This is a genomic window from Brevundimonas sp. (genome assembly GCF_035999125.1).
Classification (GTDB): Bacteria; Pseudomonadota; Alphaproteobacteria; order Caulobacterales; family Caulobacteraceae; genus Brevundimonas.
In genome coordinates, this window is record NZ_DASYGX010000007.1 from 38291 (window position 1) to 56997 (window position 18707).

Annotated in this window: 17 protein-coding genes; 15 read left to right on the forward strand and 2 right to left on the reverse strand. The window is 69.1% G+C overall.

What is annotated here, in order from left to right; translation table 11 throughout:
* The first annotated feature begins 21 nt into the window (after positions 1 to 21).
* Complete coding sequence (dnaE, locus tag VGN45_RS05735; protein ID WP_327460261.1) at positions 22 to 3477, forward strand: DNA polymerase III subunit alpha; 3456 nt, start codon at positions 22 to 24, stop codon at positions 3475 to 3477.
* Positions 3478 to 3706: 229 nt separating this feature from the next.
* A complete protein-coding gene (locus VGN45_RS05740; protein ID WP_349256089.1) occupies positions 3707 to 4057 on the forward strand; it encodes a GFA family protein in 351 nt (116 codons plus the stop codon).
* Here VGN45_RS05740 and VGN45_RS05745 read toward each other — a convergent pair.
* Together VGN45_RS05745 and VGN45_RS05750 are read right to left on the reverse strand one after the other, a co-directional pair.
* Positions 4054 to 4866: a M23 family metallopeptidase gene (locus VGN45_RS05745; RefSeq protein WP_327460264.1), complete on the reverse strand. Its 813-nt coding sequence runs from the start codon at positions 4864 to 4866 to the stop codon at positions 4054 to 4056. The genes VGN45_RS05740 and VGN45_RS05745 overlap by 4 nt on opposite strands.
* Complete coding sequence (locus tag VGN45_RS05750; protein WP_327460266.1) at positions 4863 to 5546, reverse strand: hypothetical protein; 684 nt, start codon at positions 5544 to 5546, stop codon at positions 4863 to 4865. Before VGN45_RS05750 ends, VGN45_RS05745 begins: the two co-directional genes overlap by 4 nt.
* Positions 5547 to 5764: 218 nt before the next feature.
* Here VGN45_RS05750 and rpsB point away from each other — a divergent pair, with 218 nt between their 5' ends.
* The 13 genes from rpsB to lpxA all read left to right on the forward strand — a co-directional run bounded on the left by rpsB (position 5765) and on the right by lpxA (position 18656).
* Positions 5765 to 6682, forward strand: coding sequence for a 30S ribosomal protein S2 (rpsB, locus tag VGN45_RS05755; RefSeq protein ID WP_327460268.1), 918 nt, complete (start codon positions 5765 to 5767; stop codon positions 6680 to 6682).
* Between the two features lie 154 nt (positions 6683 to 6836).
* A complete protein-coding gene (gene tsf, locus VGN45_RS05760; protein WP_327460270.1) occupies positions 6837 to 7775 on the forward strand; it encodes a translation elongation factor Ts in 939 nt (312 codons plus the stop codon).
* A 223-nt stretch (positions 7776 to 7998) separates the two neighbouring features.
* Positions 7999 to 8739 carry a UMP kinase gene (pyrH, locus tag VGN45_RS05765; RefSeq protein ID WP_327460273.1) on the forward strand — a complete coding sequence of 247 codons (741 nt, stop codon included), beginning with the start codon at positions 7999 to 8001 and terminating at the stop codon, positions 8737 to 8739.
* Between the two features lie 30 nt (positions 8740 to 8769).
* Positions 8770 to 9327, forward strand: a complete 558-nt coding sequence (gene frr, locus VGN45_RS05770) for a ribosome recycling factor (protein WP_327460275.1) — start codon at positions 8770 to 8772, stop codon at positions 9325 to 9327.
* A 28-nt stretch (positions 9328 to 9355) separates the two neighbouring features.
* Entirely contained in the window at positions 9356 to 10072 is a 717-nt protein-coding gene (gene uppS, locus VGN45_RS05775; protein ID WP_327460277.1) for a polyprenyl diphosphate synthase, read from the forward strand.
* On the forward strand, positions 10072 to 10890 hold the full coding sequence (locus tag VGN45_RS05780; RefSeq protein ID WP_327460279.1) for a phosphatidate cytidylyltransferase: 819 nt from the start codon (positions 10072 to 10074) through the stop codon (positions 10888 to 10890). The genes uppS and VGN45_RS05780 overlap by 1 nt, the downstream gene beginning before the upstream one ends.
* Positions 10887 to 12077, forward strand: coding sequence for a 1-deoxy-D-xylulose-5-phosphate reductoisomerase (gene dxr, locus VGN45_RS05785; protein ID WP_327460281.1), 1191 nt, complete (start codon positions 10887 to 10889; stop codon positions 12075 to 12077). The genes VGN45_RS05780 and dxr overlap by 4 nt, the downstream gene beginning before the upstream one ends.
* A gap of 20 nt (positions 12078 to 12097) precedes the next feature.
* Positions 12098 to 13318 (forward strand): M50 family metallopeptidase, encoded by a 1221-nt coding sequence (locus VGN45_RS05790; RefSeq protein WP_327460283.1) that lies wholly within the window; start codon positions 12098 to 12100, stop codon positions 13316 to 13318.
* Positions 13319 to 13347: 29 nt separating this feature from the next.
* Positions 13348 to 15762, forward strand: coding sequence for an outer membrane protein assembly factor BamA (bamA, locus tag VGN45_RS05795; RefSeq protein ID WP_327460285.1), 2415 nt, complete (start codon positions 13348 to 13350; stop codon positions 15760 to 15762).
* Between the two features lie 37 nt (positions 15763 to 15799).
* Positions 15800 to 16387, forward strand: a complete 588-nt coding sequence (locus tag VGN45_RS05800) for an OmpH family outer membrane protein (protein ID WP_327460287.1) — start codon at positions 15800 to 15802, stop codon at positions 16385 to 16387.
* A 9-nt stretch (positions 16388 to 16396) separates the two neighbouring features.
* Complete coding sequence (gene lpxD / locus VGN45_RS05805; RefSeq protein WP_327460289.1) at positions 16397 to 17410, forward strand: UDP-3-O-(3-hydroxymyristoyl)glucosamine N-acyltransferase; 1014 nt, start codon at positions 16397 to 16399, stop codon at positions 17408 to 17410.
* Positions 17407 to 17871 (forward strand): 3-hydroxyacyl-ACP dehydratase FabZ, encoded by a 465-nt coding sequence (gene fabZ, locus VGN45_RS05810; protein ID WP_327460291.1) that lies wholly within the window; start codon positions 17407 to 17409, stop codon positions 17869 to 17871. The genes lpxD and fabZ overlap by 4 nt, the downstream gene beginning before the upstream one ends.
* On the forward strand, positions 17871 to 18656 hold the full coding sequence (gene lpxA / locus VGN45_RS05815; RefSeq protein WP_327460293.1) for an acyl-ACP--UDP-N-acetylglucosamine O-acyltransferase: 786 nt from the start codon (positions 17871 to 17873) through the stop codon (positions 18654 to 18656). The genes fabZ and lpxA overlap by 1 nt, the downstream gene beginning before the upstream one ends.
* The last annotated feature ends 51 nt before the right edge of the window (positions 18657 to 18707 follow it).

An 18707-nucleotide genomic window follows, 5' to 3' on the forward strand; every position in this document is an offset into this window, starting at 1 on the left:
GGTCATGAAGCGGGGGGCGGCGTGAGCGAGGCGGCGACGGGTTCGGGGTTCGTGCACCTGCGGGTGCGGTCGGCCTATTCGCTGCTGGAAGGCGCGCTGAAGGCCGGCAAGATCCCGAAGATGGCGGCCGAGGCGGGCATGCCCGCCGTGGGCGTGGCCGACCGGGCCAATCTGTTCGGCGCGCTGGAGTTCAGCCAGGCCGCCCGCGACGCCGGCGTCCAGCCCCTGATCGCCTGCGCCCTGCCGGTCACGGGCATCGGCGGCCAGGTGAACGCCCGCTGGGCCCGCTGCGCCACCGTGGTGCTGATCGCCCAGGACGAGGCCGGCTGGCTGAACCTGTGCGACCTGTCGTCGGCCGCCTATCTGAACGCCGACGACGCGGTCGAACCCTGCGTGCCATGGGCGCGCGTGGTGGAGCGCAACGCCGGGCTGATCCTGCTGTCCGGCGGTCCCGACGGGCCGGTCGATCCCCTCTTCGTTCAGGGGCGCGAAGGCGACGCCCATGCCGCGCTGGCCGAGATGTCGCGCGTCTTCGGCGACCGCTTCTACGTCGAGCTTCAGCGCCACGGCCGGCCGGAGGAGGCGCAGGCCGAGGCCGGTCTGGTCGCCTGGGCCTATGCGAACGACGTTCCCTTGGTCGCCACCAACGACGTCCATTACGCCAAGGCCACCCAGGCGCGCAGCCACGACGCCCTGCTGTGCATCGCCGACGGCGCCTTCGTCGGTCAGGACGACCGCCGCCGCATCACCGACCAGCACTGGTTCAAGCCGCCCGCGGCCATGCGCCAGCTGTTCGCCGACCTGCCCGAGGCCTGCGACTCCACGCTGGAGATCGCCCGGCGCTGCGCCTTTCTGGTCAAGACCCGCGCCCCCATCCTGCCACGTTTCGAGGCCGGCGACGGCCGGTCTGAGCCCGACGAGCTGATGCACCAGGCCCGCGAGGGGCTGAAGGCGCGGCTGAAGCAAGTCGTCCCCGCCGCGCCGGAGGAGGACTACTGGAACCGCCTGGAGTGGGAAGTCGGGATCATCACCCAGATGGGCTTCCCCGGCTACTTCCTGATCGTGGCCGACTTCATCAAATGGGCCAAGGCGCACGGCATCCCCGTGGGCCCCGGACGGGGCTCGGGCGCCGGCTCTCTGGTGGCCTGGGCCCTGACCATCACCGACCTGGATCCCTTGCGGTTCGGCCTGCTGTTCGAGCGGTTCCTGAACCCCGAGCGGGTCTCCATGCCCGACTTCGACATCGACTTCTGTCAGGAACGGCGCGAGGAGGTCATCGCCTATGTGCAGCAGCATTACGGCGACGACCGGGTGGCCCAGATCATCACCTTCGGCACGCTTCAGGCCCGCGCCGTCCTGCGCGACGTCGGCCGCGTGCTGCAGATGCCGCTGGGGCAGGTCGATCGCCTCTGCAAGATGGTGCCGAACAACCCGGCCAATCCGACCACGCTGGAACAGGCGATCGAGATCGAGCCGCGCCTGAAGGAGGCGCGCGACGCCGAACCAGCCGTGGCCAACCTGCTGTCCGTGTCGCTGGAACTGGAGGGCCTGTACCGCAACGCCTCGACCCACGCGGCGGGCATCGTCATCGGCGACCGGCCGCTGACCCAGCTGGTGCCGCTGTACAAGGATCCGCGGTCGGACATCCCGGCCACCCAGTTCAACATGAAGTGGGTCGAGCCGGCGGGTCTGGTGAAGTTCGACTTCCTGGGCCTGAAGACCCTGACGGTGCTGGACCGCGCGCGCCAGTTCCTGGAGCGGCGCGGGGCCGCGCCAGACTGGAACGCCCTGCCGCTGGAGGATCCCGCCACCTATGAGCTGATGGCTTCGGGCCAGACGGTCGGCGTGTTCCAGCTGGAATCCCAGGGCATGCGCGACACCCTGCGCAAGATGCGCTGCGGCTCCATCGAGGAGATCACGGCGCTCATCTCCCTCTATCGACCGGGACCGATGGAGATGATCGACACCTACATCGACCGCAAGTTCGGCCGACAGGAGGTGGACACTCTGCATCCGTCCCTGGCGGAGGTGCTGAAGGAGACCTACGGCGTCATCATCTACCAGGAGCAGGTGATGAAGATCGCCCAGATCCTGGCGGGCTACAGCCTGGGCGAGGCCGACCTGCTGCGTCGCGCCATGGGCAAGAAGAAGAAGGAGGAGATGGACGTCCAGCGGGCGCGCTTCGTCGCGGGCGCCTCCGAAAAGGGCGTGCCGGAGGTCCAGTCCGGCGGCATCTTCGACCTGGTGGCCAAGTTCGCCGGCTACGGCTTCAACAAGTCGCACGCCGCCGCCTATGCCCTGATCAGCTTCCAGACCGGCTGGCTGAAGGCCAACCACCCGGTCGAGTTCATGGCCGCGTCCATGAGCCTGGACCTGTCGAACACCGACAAGCTGGCCGTCTTCTATCAGGACGCCCGCCGCTTCGGCGTGAAGGTGGAGCGCCCGGACGTGAACCGCTCGTCCGCCGATTTCGACGTGGCGTGGACGGACGGGGAGGGGGCCGTCCTCTATGCGCTGGGCGCCGTGCGCAACGTCGGTCTGGAGGCCATGCGCCACGTGGTCGAGGTGCGCGAGACCGGCGGGCGCTTCGCCGACGTCTTCGACTTCCTGGAGCGCGTCGATCCGCGCGCGGTGAACAAGCGGGCGCTGGAGAACCTGGCCCGCGCCGGCGCCTTCGACGGCATCCATCCGAACCGCCGCCAGCTGGTGGAGCAGGCCGACGTGCTGATCGCCTATTGCCAGTCGGTCGCCGCCGAGCGCGCCAGCAGTCAGGTCAGCCTGTTCGGCGCCGACCAGGCCCACGCCGCGCGCCCGCGCCTGAAGGCGGTCGAGCCGTGGAGCGGGCCCGACGCTCTGGATCAGGAGCTGGCCGCCGTCGGCTTCTATTTGTCGGGCCATCCGCTGGAAGACATGGCCTCGGCCCTGAAGCGCCGCCGCGTCACCTTCGCCGCCGAGGTCCAGGCCCTGGCCGAGAGCGGGCACGAGGCCTTCCAGATGGCCGGCGTCGTGCGCCGCCGTCAGGAGCGGGCCAGCGCCCGCACGGGCGAGAAGTTCGCCTTCGTCACCTTCTCCGACCCGACGGGCGAGTTCGAATGCCTGTTCCCGCCCGAACAGCTGCGCCGCTGCCGCGACCGGCTGGAGACGGGGGCGACCGTGCTGGTCAAGGTCCGCGCCAAGGCCGCGGACGGAGAGGTGCGCTATTTCGGCGACGACGTCTCGCCGCTGGACCGCGTCATCGACGACGCGGCGGCGGGCCTGCGCGTCCACGTCTCCTCGCGCGCCGCCGACGCCGAGGCGTTGAAGGCCCGTCTGGATCGCGCCCGCGCCGACGACCGGGGCGGGGAGGTCTGGCTGGTCGCCGCCCTGGAAGGCCGCCGCGAGGTCGAGATCCGCCTGCCCGGCCGCTACCGCCTCGACGCCGCCGTCCGCGGCGCGCTGAAGACCGCGCCGGGGGTCACCTTGCTGGAGGACGCATGATGCCTCTCAGGAGGTGGCTGTTCTGGGTCGGCCTTGGCCTAGCGGGCCTGTGCGCCTTCCTCGGCTTCACTCCGACGGTCTGGATTCTGGAGGGTCGACCGGACGAGAGCTACCCGGAGCTGTTCTTTGCGTTCATCGCTCTGCCGGCGGCCTTGGTGGTGACGGTGGTGGGGTTGGTCTTGGCACTGCGATCCGGCCGACGCGAACGCAGGCGGAAAGGGATGGAACGGTGACTGAGGCACACAAGGGCTCCTGCCACTGCGGCGCGGTGGCCTATGAGGTCGACATGAGCCTGGACGGGCTGATCGAGTGCAACTGCTCGCACTGCTGTCGGAAGGGCTTCGTCCTGGGGTTCGTTCAGCCCCACGCCTTCCGCCTGACCGCCGACGGCCCCCAGACCGAATACCTGTTCCACAACCACAGCATCCGCCATCGCTTCTGTGAAACCTGCGGGGTTCAGACCTTCGCCCGCGGCACGACGCCCGACGGATCGGAGATGGTCGCCGTCAACGTCCGCACCCTGACCGACGTCGAACCCTTCAGCTGGACCGCGACCCGCGTGGACGGGCGCAGCTTCTAGGCCTCCGGCGTCGTCGGGGCGTTCAGCAGGCGGCCGTAGCTGTCCGTCAGGCTGGAGTAGGTCGGCACGAAGATGACGCCCAGGTCGGCGCCAGACACCACCGGCGCCTTGATCTCGAAATGCAGGTGGATGGTCGTCGCCGAGCCGCCGAAGTCGTCGGACACCCGCCCGATCCGCTGCCCGCGCGTGACCCGCTGATCCTCTGCCAGGATGGTCAGGACGTGCGCGCGGTCCATGTGCAGGTATCGGTAAAGCCGCCCGCTGTCGCCGCGGATGAAGACCGAATAGCTGCCGATCGAGGTCACCACGCCGCTCTCGGCTGCGACGACCCAGTGCACCTTCTTGACGCAGGTGGCGGGGCGGATGTCCTGGCCCTGGTGGCCCTTGCCGGCCGGGCACATGCCGTTGGTCCAGGACCGCGTCTCGCAGAAATTGTCGCGCCACGGATAGGCATAGTTGCGCGCGTCGCACTGGCCACCCGGTCCCGGCGCCATGAACCCGCCATAGCCGTAGACCTGGGAGTTGGCATAGGCGGGCGCGGACTCCATCGGGAACCGCATGCCCGGCGCCCATAGGGTGGGATCGGTCGCGCCGGAGCCCGAGCCGGGGTGCAGGGCGCCGCCGGCCTCGTGCGGCCAGCTGATCGGCGTTGGGGCCGGCGGTTCGGGTTCGGGAGGGGGTGTCGGCTCACCCGGCGGCGGGACCACCTCGCCGACGTCGGGCGGGGTTCCGACTTCGGTTCCGCTGCATCCGCCCGGCGCGCAGGCCGTCAGCAGCAGGAAGCCGCCGAGGACGAACAGGGCCCTCATTGCCCGCCTCCCAGGACGATCAGGGACGCGGCGAAGGCCACGGCGTCGGCCTCGGTGCAGCCCACGGACCCCCCGGGCCCCTCACAGATGAAGGTCACGTTGTAGGCGGCGCCGAACCGGCTGAAGCTGACGTCGACGCCGTACTCCGTCCGCTCGGTCCGGACCTGGCTGAGGCCGGACTGCCGGGCCTGGGTGGAAGCGGCTTCCAGCGCCGAAGGCCCCCGCGTCAGCGCCTGACGCGGGGGAGGGGCCAAGGGCGCGGCCAGGGGGGCGCCGGTAGGGCTCCGTAACGCCCGCGTCGTGCCGAATATCTCGATCACCGTGTCGCCGTCGCGAACCACCAGGGTGTACTGTCCGTCGCCGGGGATGAAGCGGGCGGTGGCCAGCAGCGCGGGATCGGGCGGTCCCAGCACAGGCGTCTCGGAGGCCTGGATCGCGGGCAGGGCGGCGCGTGCCGGGCTCTTGCTCAGCACGTCCCGCAAACGGACGGCCAGCGGATTCCGTCGCGCCTGCGCCAGGGCGGCCGCTTCCGCCCGATCCGGAGTGAGGGCGACGGTGGCCGGAACCGGCGGCCCGGCCGGCGCCTGCGGCGTGGGGGTGGGCGCCGTCTGCGTCCAGGCCACACCAGCCAACAGGGCCAAGCCCAGCAACCCCGACGCCACCGCCCATGACCTGCGCATGGTTCGCCCTCCCCGGACCGACCGCGCCGTTCCCATACCACCGGTTCGCGTGCGGCGCGACCTCACCCTTGCCATCGGGGCCGATCTCCCCTACATGCGCGCCCACTTCACACGCAGGCGTGGCGCGTGCCGGGAGACATCCGGTCCGCTCCGTTCCGAGGGCTTCGGCCTTTTAAAGCGCCTGCGGCGGATTTGATCGGAAAAAGGACTGTAAGCAGATGGCTCTGCCTGAATTCTCCATGCGCACCCTGCTCGAAGCGGGCGCCCACTTCGGCCACCAGACGCACCGCTGGAACCCGAAGATGGAGCGCTACATCTTCGGATCGCGCTCGAACATCCACATCATCGACCTGTCGCAGTCGATCCCGCTGCTGCACCAGGCGCTGGTCGCCGTGCGCGACGTGGCGGCCAAGGGCGGCCGCGTGCTGTTCGTCGGCACCAAGCGTCAGGCCGCCGAGCCGATCGCCGAGGCCGCCAAGCGCTCGGCCCAGTACTACATGAACAACCGCTGGCTGGGCGGCACCCTGACCAACTGGAAGACCGTGTCGGGCTCCATCGCGCGCCTGCGCGAGCTGGACGGCCTGCTGGAGTCGGGCGGCGAGGGCCGGGTCAAGAAGGAACTGCTGACCCTGCAGCGCGAGCGCGACAAGCTGGAACTGTCGCTGGGCGGCATCAAGGACATGGGCGGCCTGCCGGACATCATGTTCGTGATCGACACCAACAAGGAAGCGATCGCGATCCAGGAAGCTCGCAAGCTGAACATCCCGGTCATCGCCATCCTCGACACCAACTGCGATCCGGACGGCATCACCTATCCGATCCCGGGCAACGACGACGCCGCGCGCGCCATCCAGACCTACTGCGACCTGATCGCCGATGCGATCCTGGACGGTCTGGCCTCGGGCGCCTCGGCCTCGGGCATCGACCTGGGCGCCTCGGAAGCGCCGGTCGAGCCGATGCTGCGTGAAGCCAAGGCCGCTCCGGCCGAAGCCGAAGCCGCCCCGGCCGGCACCGAAGACGTCGCCGCCGAGATGGAGGCCGCCGCCGAAGCTCCGGCCGCTGAAGCCGAGGCGACCGCCGAAGCCGAGGCTCCCGCCGCGGACGCCGAAGCCGAGACCGAGAAGGCCGAGGGCTGACCGCCCGAGCGGTCTTCTCCCCCCTCACGCAGCGAGGCCCCGCGGGTCGAGCGGTAGGGGACAGAGAGAAGGCCGCGCCTGACACAAAACAGCGCGGCCGGGCTGATATCAGCCCGGCCGTTCCCGCATACGAAGCGACTACAGGAGACTGAACATGGCCGAGATCACCGCCGCCCTCGTCAAGGAACTGCGCGAGCGCTCCGGCGTCGGCATGATGGACTGCAAGAAGGCGCTGCAGGAGACCGACGGCAACATCGAAGCCGCGATCGACTGGCTGCGCGCCAAGGGCCTGTCCAAGGCCGCCAAGAAGGCCGACCGGGTCGCCGCCGAGGGCCTGGTCGCGGTCGCGTCGAAGGAAGTGGGCGCCGGCGAGGTGGCCTCGGCCATCGAGTTCAACGCCGAGACCGACTTCGTCGCCCGCAACGACCTGTTCCAGAACGCCGCCAAGCGCTTCGCCGAGCTGGGCCTGGAGCACGCCACCGTCGAGGGTCTGCACGGCGCCGAGCTGGAGTCGGGCAAGACCGTCCAGGACGAAGTGACCAACATGATCGCCACCATCGGCGAGAACATGCAGCTGCGCCGCGCCGCCCGCCTGTCGGTCGACGAAGGCGTGGTGGCCACCTACGTCCACAACGCGGTGTCGCCGGGCGTCGGCCGCATCGGCGTGCTGGTCGCCCTGCACGGCGCGGGCGACAAGGCCAAGCTGCGCGAGCTGGGCCGCAAGATCGCCATGCATGTGGCGGCCACCAGCCCGCTGTCGCTGAACACCGACGACCTGGACCCGGCCGCGATCGAGAAGGAACGCGCCGTGCTGATCGAGAAGGCCAAGGAGGAGGGCCGTCCCGAGAACATGATCGAGAAGATCGTCGAGGGTCAGATCAACAAGTTCCAGAAGGATGTGGTGCTGACCAAGCAGCCGTTCGTCATGAACCCGGACGTGACCATCGAGCAGCTGGTCGCCGAAGAGGGCAAGGCGCTGGGCGCACCCGGCCTGCACATCGGCGGCTTCGTGCGGCTGGCGCTGGGCGAAGGCGTCGAGAAGGTCGAAGGCCCCGACTTCGCCGACGAAGTCGCCTCGATGATGAAGGGCTGAGATGTCGTCTCCTCCCCATCTCCGATGGGGAGGGGGACCGCGAAGCGGTGGAGGGGTTTTGACCGCGCGCGCGGACAGAACCCCTCCGTCTCGCCGCTTCGCGCCGAGCCACCTCCCCATCAAGATGGGGAGGAGAAGGCGCGCCGGGCTTTGAAGCCGGGCGCGCCCTTCGTCTATAAGGGACCGCCGATTCCGGCGTTCTCCGCCCACCGATGGATTTCCCATGCCCGACGCGCCCAGCGAGTTCCGATACAAGCGCGTCCTGCTGAAGGTCTCCGGCGAGGTCCTGATGGGAGAACAGGGCTACGGCATCGATATGGCGACGGTCGCCGAGGTGGCCCAGGCCGTGGCCGAGGTGGCGCGAGAGGGCGTCGAGATCTGCCTGGTCATCGGTGGCGGCAACATCTTCCGCGGCCTGTCCAAGGCGGCCGGCGACATGGACCGCGCCTCGGCCGACTACATGGGAATGCTGGCGACCGTGATGAACGCCCTGGCGATGCAGGCGGCGCTGGAGAAGATCGGCGTCCAGACCCGCGTGCAGAGCGCCCTGGTGATGAACGCCGTGGCCGAACCCTATGTGCGCCGCCGCGCCCTGCGCCACCTCGAGAAGGGGCGCGTGGTGATCTTCGCCGCCGGCGTGGGCGCGCCCTTCTTCACGACCGATTCCGGCGCCGCCCTGCGCGCGGCCGAGATGGGCTGCGACGCCCTGTTGAAGGGCACCAGCGTCGACGGGGTCTACACCGCCGATCCCAAGAAGGATGCGACCGCCACCCGCTATGACGAACTGACCTATCACGACGTCCTGGCGCGCGACCTGAAGGTGATGGACGCCTCGGCCGTGGCGCTGATGCGTGACTCCGGCATCCCGATCGTGGTGTTCTCCATCCGCGAGAAGGGCTCGTTCCGGCGGACCTTGCGCGGCGAGGGAGCTTTCACGGTCATCCGCAACGCCAAGACCGCCTGACAAGATCAAGAAGACGCGAGAGAAACCCTGATGGCCAAGCCCGATCTCAAGACCTATCGCGAGCGCATGGACAAGGCTGTCGATGCGCTGAAGAGCGAGTTCAACGGCCTGCGCACCGGCCGCGCCAACGCGGGTCTGCTGGACCCCGTCACGGTCGAGGCCTACGGCTCCACCTCACCGCTGAACGCCGTCGCGGCGATCAGCGTGCCGGAACCGCGCATGATCTCCGTCAGCGTCTGGGACAAGGGCATGGTGGTCTCGGTCGAGAAGGCCATCCGCGCCGCCGGCCTGGGCCTGAACCCCGTCGTCGACGGCCAGACCCTGCGCATCCCGATCCCGCCGCTGACCGAGGAGCGCCGCCGCGACCTGGCCAAGCTGGCCGGCAAATACGCCGAGCAGCAGAAGATCGCCGTGCGCAACGTCCGCCGCGACGCCAACGACGACCTGAAGAAGGCCGAGAAGGCCTCCGACATCAGCCAGGACGAGCAGAAGAAGATGGAGGCCGAGGTCCAGAAGGACACCGACGCCGCGATCAAGCGCATCGACGAGGCCCTGAAGGCCAAGGAAGCGGAGATCATGCAGGTCTGAGGCGTCCACGCCCCGGCCGCGTCCGCGAATGAGCGACCCAGCACACCCTTCGGGCTTCGGCCCTCGCCACGTGGCGATCATCATGGACGGCAACGGCCGCTGGGCCGAGCGCCGGGGCCTGCCCCGCGCCGTCGGCCATCGCGAGGGGGTGCAGGCGCTGAAGCGCACGGTGCAGTCGGCTCCCAAGTTCGGCATCCAGTGCCTGACGGTGTTCGGCTTCTCGACCGAGAATTGGCGCCGCCCGGCGGAAGAAGTGTCCGACCTGATGGGTCTGGTCCGCGCCTACGTCGCCAGCGACCTGGCCCGGCTGAAGCGCGAGGGGGTGAAGGTGCGGGTGCTGGGCCGTCGCCAGGGCCTGCCCGCCGACATCGCCGAGATCGTGGAGCGGGCCGAGTCCGAGACGCTCGGCAACGACCGGTTCCGCCTGCAGGTCGCCTTCAACTACGGCGGCCGCGCCGACATCGTCGACGCGGCGCGAAAACTGGTCCAGGCCGGCGACGCCATCGACGAGGACACCATGGATCGGGCCCTGTCTACGGGCGAGGGACCGCCGGTCGATCTGATCGTCCGGACCTCCGGAGAGGCGCGGCTGTCGAACTTCCTGCTGTGGGAGGCCGCCTATGCCGAGTTCGTCTTCCAGGACGTGCTGTGGCCCGACTATGGCGAGGGGCCGCTGGGCGAGGCGGTCGAGACGTTCCGGCGGCGCGACCGACGATACGGCGGACGGCCCGCGGTGAGCGCCTGATGCCGTCGCTGGGCAACCTGGGTCTGCGGGCGGTGTCGGCGCTGATTCTGGCGCCGCTGGCCGTGTTGGCCATCTGGGCCGGCGACCTGTGGTTCCTGGCGATCATGCTGGCCGCCTGCGCGGTGCTGGCGCGCGAATGGGCCCAGATGTGCGCCCCGGCGCGCCCGATTCCCATCGCCTGGGCCGTGGGCGCCGCCCTGGTGGCGACCACGGCGACGGCGAACGTCGCCCTGTCGCCCGCCCTGGTGACCCTGGTCTTCGCCGCCGCCCTGGCCGGAGTGTTCGCGCGTCGCATCGGGCAGGAGGGGCTGGATGCGGCCTATGGCGTGCTCTACCTCGGCTGGCCCGCGATTCTGCTGATCTGGCTGCGCGACGGGAACAGCGGCATGGGCTTGAGCTGGACCATTCTGGTGTTCCTGGTGGCCTGGTCCGCCGACGTCATGGCCTTTCTGGTCGGCAGCGCGGTCAAGGGGCCGAAGCTGTGGCCGCGGTACTCGCCCAACAAGACCTGGTCCGGCTTCGTCGGTGGACTGGCGGCGGGTTCGGTGGCCGGTTGGCTGGTGGCGGCCTTCATCCCAGGCGGGCTGGGCGTGCCGCATCCTCTGTGGGGTCTGCTGCTGGGTCTCGCCGGCGCCTTGGCGACCATGGCCGGAGACCTGTGGGAGTCGGCGCTGAAGCGACGGTTCGGGGTCAAGGACGCGGGCGGGCTGATCCCCGGACACGGCGGCCTTCTGGATCGCGTCGACGGGTTGATGTTCGCCGCCGTCGTGCTTGCCGCCGCGCGGCTTCTGATCATCATGACGGACGGTGCGGCGTGATCCGGCGCCGCGTCGCCATCCTGGGCTCCACCGGCTCCGTCGGGACGTCGACGCTGGACCTGATGGCCCAGAGCGAGACGGCGGGCTCGGCGACGTATGAGGTCGAGGTGCTGACCGGCGGCGCCAACGTCGCCCTGTTGGCGGACCAGGCGCGGCGTTGGAAGGCGAAGCTGGCCGTCACGGCTCATGAAGATAGGCTTGACGACTTGCGGGCCGCCCTGACCGGATCGGGCGTCGAGGCGGCGGCGGGGGAAGCGGCGCTCGTGGAGGCCGCCCTGCGCCCCGTCGACTGGACCATGGCCGCCATCGTGGGCGCCGCCGGCCTTCAATCCGCCTGGGCGGCCGCGGCGACCGGATCGACGCTGGCGTTGGCCAACAAGGAAAGCCTGGTCTGCTGCGGCCCGGCCCTGATCGCGCGCGTCGCGGCGTCCGGAGGCACGCTGATACCGGTCGACTCCGAGCATTCCGCCATCTTCCAGGTGTTCGACCCGGCGCGGCCGGAAGGCGTCGAGCGCCTGATCCTGACCGCGTCCGGCGGGCCGTTCCGGGGGCGGACGCGCGCGGAGATGGCCGACATCACGCCGGAGCAGGCCGTGGCCCACCCTCGCTGGTCGATGGGCGCCAAGATATCCGTCGACAGCGCCACTCTGGCGAACAAGGGTCTGGAGACGATCGAGGCGGCCTATCTGTTCGACATGCCGGCCGACCGCGTCGATGTGGTGGTGCATCCGGAATCGATCATTCACAGCCTGGTCGAGCATCGCGACGGGTCCACCCTGGCGCAGCTGGGCCTGCCGGACATGAAGACGCCCATCGCCGTGGCCCTGGCCTGGCCGGAGCGTCTGGCCTGGCCCGCGCCCCGCATGGATTTGGCTGCGCTGGGCCGGCTGACGTTCGAGGCGCCCGATCTGGAGGCGTTCCCGGCGCTGCGGCTGGCGCGTGAGGCGCTGGCGGCGGGCGCCGCGGCGCCCGCCGTGTTCAACGCGGCCAATGAGGTGGCGGCCCTGGCCTTCCTTGACCGCCGTCTGGCCTTTCTCAATATTGCCGCAGTCGTCGCCGAAACGCTCGAAGCGGCGGCGTCGGGGGACATGGCTTCGGTCGACGTCTGCGCCTGCGACGCGGCCCTGGCCGTGGACGCGGACGCCAGGCGCCTGGCGCGGTCGATCGTCGACCGGCTGGCGATCTGAGCGGAGGAGCGGTGAACGGCATGCTGGACGTCCTGGGCTCGCTGCTGCTGCACGTCGTGCCGTTCCTGCTGGTCATCAGCCTGGTGGTGACGATCCACGAGCTGGGGCATTTCTGGGTCGCCCGCGCCTTCGGCGTGAAGGTCGATCAATTCTCCATCGGTTTCGGCAAGCGGCTGTGGAGCCGGACGGACCGTCACGGCATCGAGTGGCGCGTCGCAGCCCTGCCGCTGGGAGGCTACGTCAAGTTTTCCGGCGACCTCGACGCCTCCAGCGTGCCGGATCAGGCGGGTCTGGCCGAACTGAAGGCGCGTCTGATCGCCGAACAGGGCCCTGGGGCCGAGCGCGACTACTTCCATTTCAAGCCGATCTGGCAGCGGGCTCTGATCGTGGCGGCGGGGCCGGCGGCCAACTTCATCCTGGCGGCGGTCCTGTTCACGATCGTCTTCAGCTGGGTGGGCGAGCAGGTCGCCGCGCCGCGCGTGGCGCAGGTCGTGTCTGGCACGCCGGCGGCAGCCGCCGGCTTCCAGCGCGGCGATCTGGTGCTGGCCATCGACGGGCGCCCCGTCGTCGCGGCCGACGAGGTCACGCGCAAGGTGGTGCTGAGCGCGGGTGAGGTGCTGACGTTCGACGTCCGTCGGGGAGAGGAAATCTTGCAGCTGACCGCCACGCCGGTGCGGGTCATGGAGCAGGATCAGATCGCCGGGCGCGTGCGCATCGCCCGCATCGGCATGGCCCTGGGGCCGCTCAGCGCCGCGGACTTCACCTACCGCCGCCTGAACCCGGTCGAGGCGCTGGGGCAGGGCGTGGCGGCCATCAGCGACACCCTGGACACCACGCTGACCTATCTGGGACGCATTCTGACCGGGCGGGAATCCGGCGATTTGCTCAGCGGGCCGCTGGGCATCGCCAAGGCCGCGGGCGGGGTGACGCAGCAGGCCGTGCAGGCCGAGGGCGACCTGGGTCTGCGCAGCGCCAACCTGATCCTGACGCTTCTTCAGTTCGCCGCCTTAGTTTCGATCGGAATTGGCTTTGTAAATCTGCTCCCGATTCCGGTTCTCGATGGGGGGCACCTGGTGTTTTACGCCTATGAGGCTGTGGCGCGACGGCCAGTCCCCGCGCCGGTTCAGGAAGCGGGGTTCCGCGTCGGTCTTGCCTTGCTGGCGGGATTGATGTTGTTCGCGACCTGGAACGACCTGCAAAAACTCAATCTCTTCGCCTTCCTCGGCGGGCTCGCCTCGTGAGCCGACGCCAGCCCCCGACGGTAAACAGCATGACTTCTTCTTCCCCTCGCGGTCCCTTCGGCGCTCCGGGCCGCGTCAGCGTTGTGGCCCTGGTCATGGCCGCGGGCCTGACCGGGCCGGCTCTGGCGCAGCAGACGCCGCCGGCGCCTCCGGCCGGCCAGCCCGCGCCCGCCGTGGCGCAGGACCCGGGTCAAGAGCGCGTCCAGATCACCCGCATCGAGGTGCGCGGCGCCAACCAGCGGATCGAGGACGCCACCGTCCTGTCCTATCTGCCGATCCGCCCCGGAGACGTCGTCGACGAGGTCGTGCTGAACGTCGCGGTGCAGACGCTTTCGCGCACCGGTCTGTTCGCCGACGTGCAGATGGGCGTCCAGAACGGCGTGCTGGTGGTTGAGGTCGTCGAGAACCCGATCGTCAATCAGGTGATCTTCGAAGGGAACGGCTCCGTCGGCGACGACAAGCTGCGCGAAGAGGTCACGATCCGGCCGCGCGGCATCTACACCCCCGCCCGCGTCCAGGAAGACGTCGGCAAGATCGTCGAACTGTATCGTCTGTCGGGCCGCATCTCGGCCAACGTCACGCCCAAGATCGTCCGCCTGGAACAGAACCGCGTCGACGTGGTGTTCGAGATCGACGAGGGCCCGGAGACCGGGCTGCAGTCCATCACCTTCCTGGGCAACGAGGCCTTTTCGGACAACGACCTGCGCGAGGTGATGGTCACCAAGCAGTCGGTCTGGTGGCGCATCTTCACCCAGAACGACAACTACGACCCGAACCGCCTGGACTACGACCGCGAGCAGTTGCGGGACTTCTACACCAACCGCGGTTTCTACGACTTCAGGGTGGTTTCCGCCGTGGCCGAGCTGACGCCCGGCGGCGAGGCCTTCGCCATCACCCTGACAGTCGACGAGGGCGACAAGTACAACTTCGGCGAGGTCTCGGTCGTGACCGAGAACGATCGCCTTAACACGGACCTGCTGACCGCGATCCTGCCGTTCAGGTCAGGCGACCTGTATGAAAGCGACAAGATCGAGTCGGCGACCGACGCCCTGACCTACGCCGCCGGTTCGGCGGGATACGCCTTCGTGGAGATCGAGCCTCGGTTCGCGGTGAACCCCGATACGGACACCGTCGACGTCGTGTTCAACGTGCGGGAAGGCGAGCGGGTCTACGTCGAACGCATCAACGTCGTCGGCAACACTCGCACGATCGATCCGGTCATCCGACGTGAGCTGACGCTCACCGAAGGCGACGCCTTCAACCGCCAGCTTTTGGAGCGCTCGCGCAACAACCTGCGCGCCCTGGGTTTCTTCAAGGACGTCACGGTCGAGGAAGTCCGCGGCTCCGAACCGGATCGGACCGTCGTCAACGTCAAGGTCGAGGAGCAGCCGACCGGCGAGCTTTCGGTGGGGGCGGGGTTCAGCTCCTATGACTCGTTCGTGGTCAATCTGGGCATTTCGGAAAGCAATTTCCGCGGCCGCGGTCAGAACGTCGTCGCGCGGGTCGAGTGGGGCTCGCTGCGCCAGAACGTGGACTTCCGCTTCACCGAGCCGAAGTTCCTGGGCCGCGATCTTCGCGCGGGCTTCGACCTGTTCCACCAGCGCTACGATCTCAGCGAGTTCTCGTCCTACGACTATCGGTCGACGGGCGTGGGCCTGCGGCTGTCCTATCCTCTGAACGGATATACGGCGATCAGCGGCCGCTACTTCCTGCGCGAGGATGAGATCATCGTTCCCAACGGGTTCTGCGGATCGACGACCGGCGGCTCTTCGGCGCTGTGCGATCAGGTCGGGTCGTTCGTGAACTCCTCGATCGGCTATACGCTGCTGGTCGATCGTCGGAACGATCCGATCCGCCCGACCCGCGGCTGGTCCGGCAGCCTGCGCCAGGATCTGGCCGGCGTCGGCGGCGACGTGAACTACCTCAAGACGGAGGCCGAGGTGTCAGCCTATCACGGCATCACGCCGGAGTGGGTGGTCACCACGCGCCTCGAGACGGGTTACGTCACGGGCTGGGCCGGGGATCCGGTCCGGATCAACGACCGCTTCTTCAAGGGCGGAAACAGCTTCCGCGGTTTCGAGACCGCCGGCATGGGGCCGCGCGACCTGCTGACCACCGACGCGTTGGGGGGCAACTTCTATCTGGTGGGCACCGTCGAGGTCACCGTTCCGAACGGGCTGCCGGAGGAGTACGGCATCCGCACCTCCGCCTTCGTCGACGTGGGCACTCTGGGGTTGCTGGACGAACGCTACACGACGGATTCGGCCACCGGCCTGCCCAGCACACGGATCAACGACGATCTCGACTTCCGCGGCGCCGCGGGCATCAGCATCCACTGGCGTTCGCCCATGGGTCCGATCCGGTTCGACCTGGCCCAGCCGTTCTCCGAGCAACCGTTCGACAAGACCGAGAACTTCCGCTTCTCGACGTCCACCCAGTTCTGATCCCCTCGACAGGGGGCTTACCCAAAGGCTTGATGACATGAAGACCCTCGCTTTCGGCGCGTTCGCCTTGACACTGTTTTGCGCCGGTCAGGCGACCGCACAGGCCCAGGGGCCCGCCAACCCCGGTCCGGTCATTCCGGGCGTGTGCGTGTTCCACAACGAGCGCCTGCTGGCGCAGTCGACCGTCGGCATGTCCGTTCAGACCGGCATGCGGACCCTGTCGCAGCAGGTGGCGGGCGAACTGCAGCCCTATGCTCAGGCCATCGATTCTGAGATCACCGCGCTGGAGCAGGGGCGTGGGACCATCCCGGACCAGGAATACGCCCAGCGTGGTCAGGCGGTGCAGCAGCGAATTCGCGAAGCCCAGCAGCTGGAAGGCCAGCGGCAAGCGGAGCTGGAATACACCTTGAACATGCAGCTCCGCGCCATCGCGCAGGCCACGGACCCGATCCTGGTCGCCGTTTATCAGGAGCGCGGATGCGGCCTCCTGCTGTCGCGCGACGCGGTCATCGAGATGAATCCGGCCATGGACATCACCGACGTGGTGATCCAGCGCCTGAACGGATCCCTGCCGTCGCTGAGCTTCACGCGCATGACCCCGCCGGTCCAGGTTCCGGGCCAGTAAGGACCACGTTTGCCCGATCTCCGCTTCTTCGAGGCCCTGCCGCCGCGCTCCGTCCAGGAGTTGGCCGATCTGGTCGGCGGTGAGGTTCTGAGAGGCGGAGACCGCCTGATCTCGACGGTCGCGCCGCTGGCCTCGGCGGACGCGACGGCGGCGTCGTTCCTGTCCGATCGCAAGCTCAAGGCGGCGCTGGCGATGACCCGTGCCGGGCTGGTCTTCGTTCGGGGCGAGGCCGCCGACTCCGTTCCGGCGGATGCGGCCGTGATCGTCACGGCGACGCCCCAGGCGGCATGGTCCAAGGCGGCCGACGCCCTGATCCGTCCCCGCCCGTTCGTCGCCATCGCCCCCGAAGCGGCAGCCGAGGATGCCGGCGTGGCGTTCGGGCCCGGCGTGGTCGTGGGCGAGGGGGCCCGCATCGGGCGCGGCGCCCGGGTCGGCCCGAACACCGTCATCGGGCCGGGGGTCCAGATCGGTCGGGATTGCGTCATCGGCGCCAACGTCAGCCTGTTCTTCGCCCTGGTCGGCGATCAGGTGAAGCTGTCGTCCGGCGTGCGCATCGGCGAAGCGGGGTTCGGGGCCGCCGTTTCCGCGGAAGGTCCGGTGGACGTGCCGCAGCTGGGTCGGGCGATCATCCAGGACCGAGTGACCATCGGCGCGAACTCGTGCGTCGATCGCGGCGCCTTTGAAGACACTGTGGTCGGCGAGGGGACGAAGATCGATAACCTGGTGATGATCGCCCATAACTGCGTGGTCGGGCGAAACTGCCTGATGGCCGCGTTCACCGGGATTTCCGGCTCGGTCAAGGTCGGCGACGGGGCGGTGTTCGGCGGAAGGGCCGGGGTGGGCGACCACATCACGATCGGCGAGGGCGCGCGGATCGCCGCGGGGGCAGGGATCCTGAAGGACGTGCCGCCGGGCGAGACCTGGTCGGGCTATCCGGCGAAACCCCTGCGCGAATCCTTGCGCGAGGCGGTGTGGCTGGCCAAACAGGCTTCGGGAAAAGTGCGCGGAAAGGCGGACGGATGAGCGCGGGGACGGACGTCGACTATGCGGAGGTGATGCGGCGCCTGCCGCACCGATATCCGTTCCTTCTGGTGGACAGGGCCGAGGCCTTCGTGCCGGCGACTTCCATCGTCGGCGTCAAGAACGTCACGCACAACGAGCCCTTCTTTCCCGGCCATTTTCCGATCGATCCCGTCATGCCGGGCGTGCTGATCGTCGAGGCCATGGCCCAGACCGGGGCGCTGCTGATGTCGAAGACGCTGGACGTGAACGTGGCCGACAAGGTCATCATGTTCATGTCGATCGACGGCGTGCGCTTCCGCAAGCCGGCGCGGCCGGGCGACCAGCTGCGCATGGAGGTTCAGGTCACTCGGGCGCGGGGCGACGCCTACAAGTTCCGGGGCGAGACCTTCATCGACGGCAAGCTGGCGGCTGAGGCCGAATTCATGGCCATGGCCGTCACCGTGGACCAGCCGGTCGCCTGATGACCATCCATCCGACCGCCCAGGTGGACGCCGGCGCCGAACTGGCCGACGGCGTCGAGGTCGGCGCATGGTCGATCGTCGGCCCTCGCGTGAAGCTGGCCGAGGGCGTGCGCGTGGCCAGTCATGTGGTCATCCAGCAGGACACGACGGTCGGCGCCGGAACGACGATCCACCCCTTCTGCGTCATGGGCGGCGACCCCCAGCATGGAGGTTACAAGGGCGAGCCGGTGGCGCTGGAGATCGGGGCGAACTGCACGATCCGGGAACATTCGACTTTCAACCGCGGCACGCCGGGCGATCGCAAGCTGACCTCGATCGGCGATGGGTGTTTGTTCATGACGGGCGCCCATGTGGGCCACGACGCGGTGGTCGGAAGCCATGTGACGTTCGCGAACAATGCGACGCTGGGCGGGCACACGCGGGTCGGGGACCGCGTCTTCCTGGGCGGGCTGTGCGCGGTGCATCAGTTCGGCCGGGTGGGGCAGGGGGCCATCGTCGGCGGCCTGTCGGCGGTGACGCGGGACGTCATCCCCTATGGCTCGGCCTGGGGCAACCATGTGCGGCTGCACGGGCTGAACCTGATCGGGCTGAAGCGCAAAGGCTACGGCAAGGTGGAGGTGCGCCGGCTGCTGGCGGCCTACCGCGACATCTTCGAAGCCCCCGGCCTGTTCTCCGAGCGGCTGCACGCGGCCGAGGCGGCCTATGCCGACCTGCCGGAGATCCAGGAGATCATCGCCTTCATCCGCGAGGACACGCGGCGCCCCGTCGCGCTGCCGGACGAATGAGCGATCCCGGCGTCAAACCGACCAAGATATCCCACCAAACTGACCAGTCGG

Excerpts from the sequence above, each read along its gene's own strand:
- VGN45_RS05745 (WP_327460264.1), bottom strand. The coding sequence starts at position 4,866 with ATGAGGGCCCTGTTCGTCCTCGGCGGCTTCCTGCTGCTGACGGCCTGC.
- VGN45_RS05750 (WP_327460266.1), bottom strand. The coding sequence starts at position 5,546 with ATGCGCAGGTCATGGGCGGTGGCGTCGGGGTTGCTGGGCTTGGCCCTG.
- rpsB (WP_327460268.1), top strand. The coding sequence starts at position 5,765 with ATGGCTCTGCCTGAATTCTCCATGCGCACCCTGCTCGAAGCGGGCGCC.
- tsf (WP_327460270.1), top strand. The coding sequence starts at position 6,837 with ATGGCCGAGATCACCGCCGCCCTCGTCAAGGAACTGCGCGAGCGCTCC.
- pyrH (WP_327460273.1), top strand. The coding sequence starts at position 7,999 with ATGCCCGACGCGCCCAGCGAGTTCCGATACAAGCGCGTCCTGCTGAAG.
- frr (WP_327460275.1), top strand. The coding sequence starts at position 8,770 with ATGGCCAAGCCCGATCTCAAGACCTATCGCGAGCGCATGGACAAGGCT.
- uppS (WP_327460277.1), top strand. The coding sequence starts at position 9,356 with ATGAGCGACCCAGCACACCCTTCGGGCTTCGGCCCTCGCCACGTGGCG.
- VGN45_RS05780 (WP_327460279.1), top strand. The coding sequence starts at position 10,072 with ATGCCGTCGCTGGGCAACCTGGGTCTGCGGGCGGTGTCGGCGCTGATT.
- VGN45_RS05790 (WP_327460283.1), top strand. The coding sequence starts at position 12,098 with ATGCTGGACGTCCTGGGCTCGCTGCTGCTGCACGTCGTGCCGTTCCTG.
- bamA (WP_327460285.1), top strand. The coding sequence starts at position 13,348 with ATGACTTCTTCTTCCCCTCGCGGTCCCTTCGGCGCTCCGGGCCGCGTC.
- VGN45_RS05800 (WP_327460287.1), top strand. The coding sequence starts at position 15,800 with ATGAAGACCCTCGCTTTCGGCGCGTTCGCCTTGACACTGTTTTGCGCC.
- fabZ (WP_327460291.1), top strand. The coding sequence starts at position 17,407 with ATGAGCGCGGGGACGGACGTCGACTATGCGGAGGTGATGCGGCGCCTG.
- lpxA (WP_327460293.1), top strand. The coding sequence starts at position 17,871 with ATGACCATCCATCCGACCGCCCAGGTGGACGCCGGCGCCGAACTGGCC.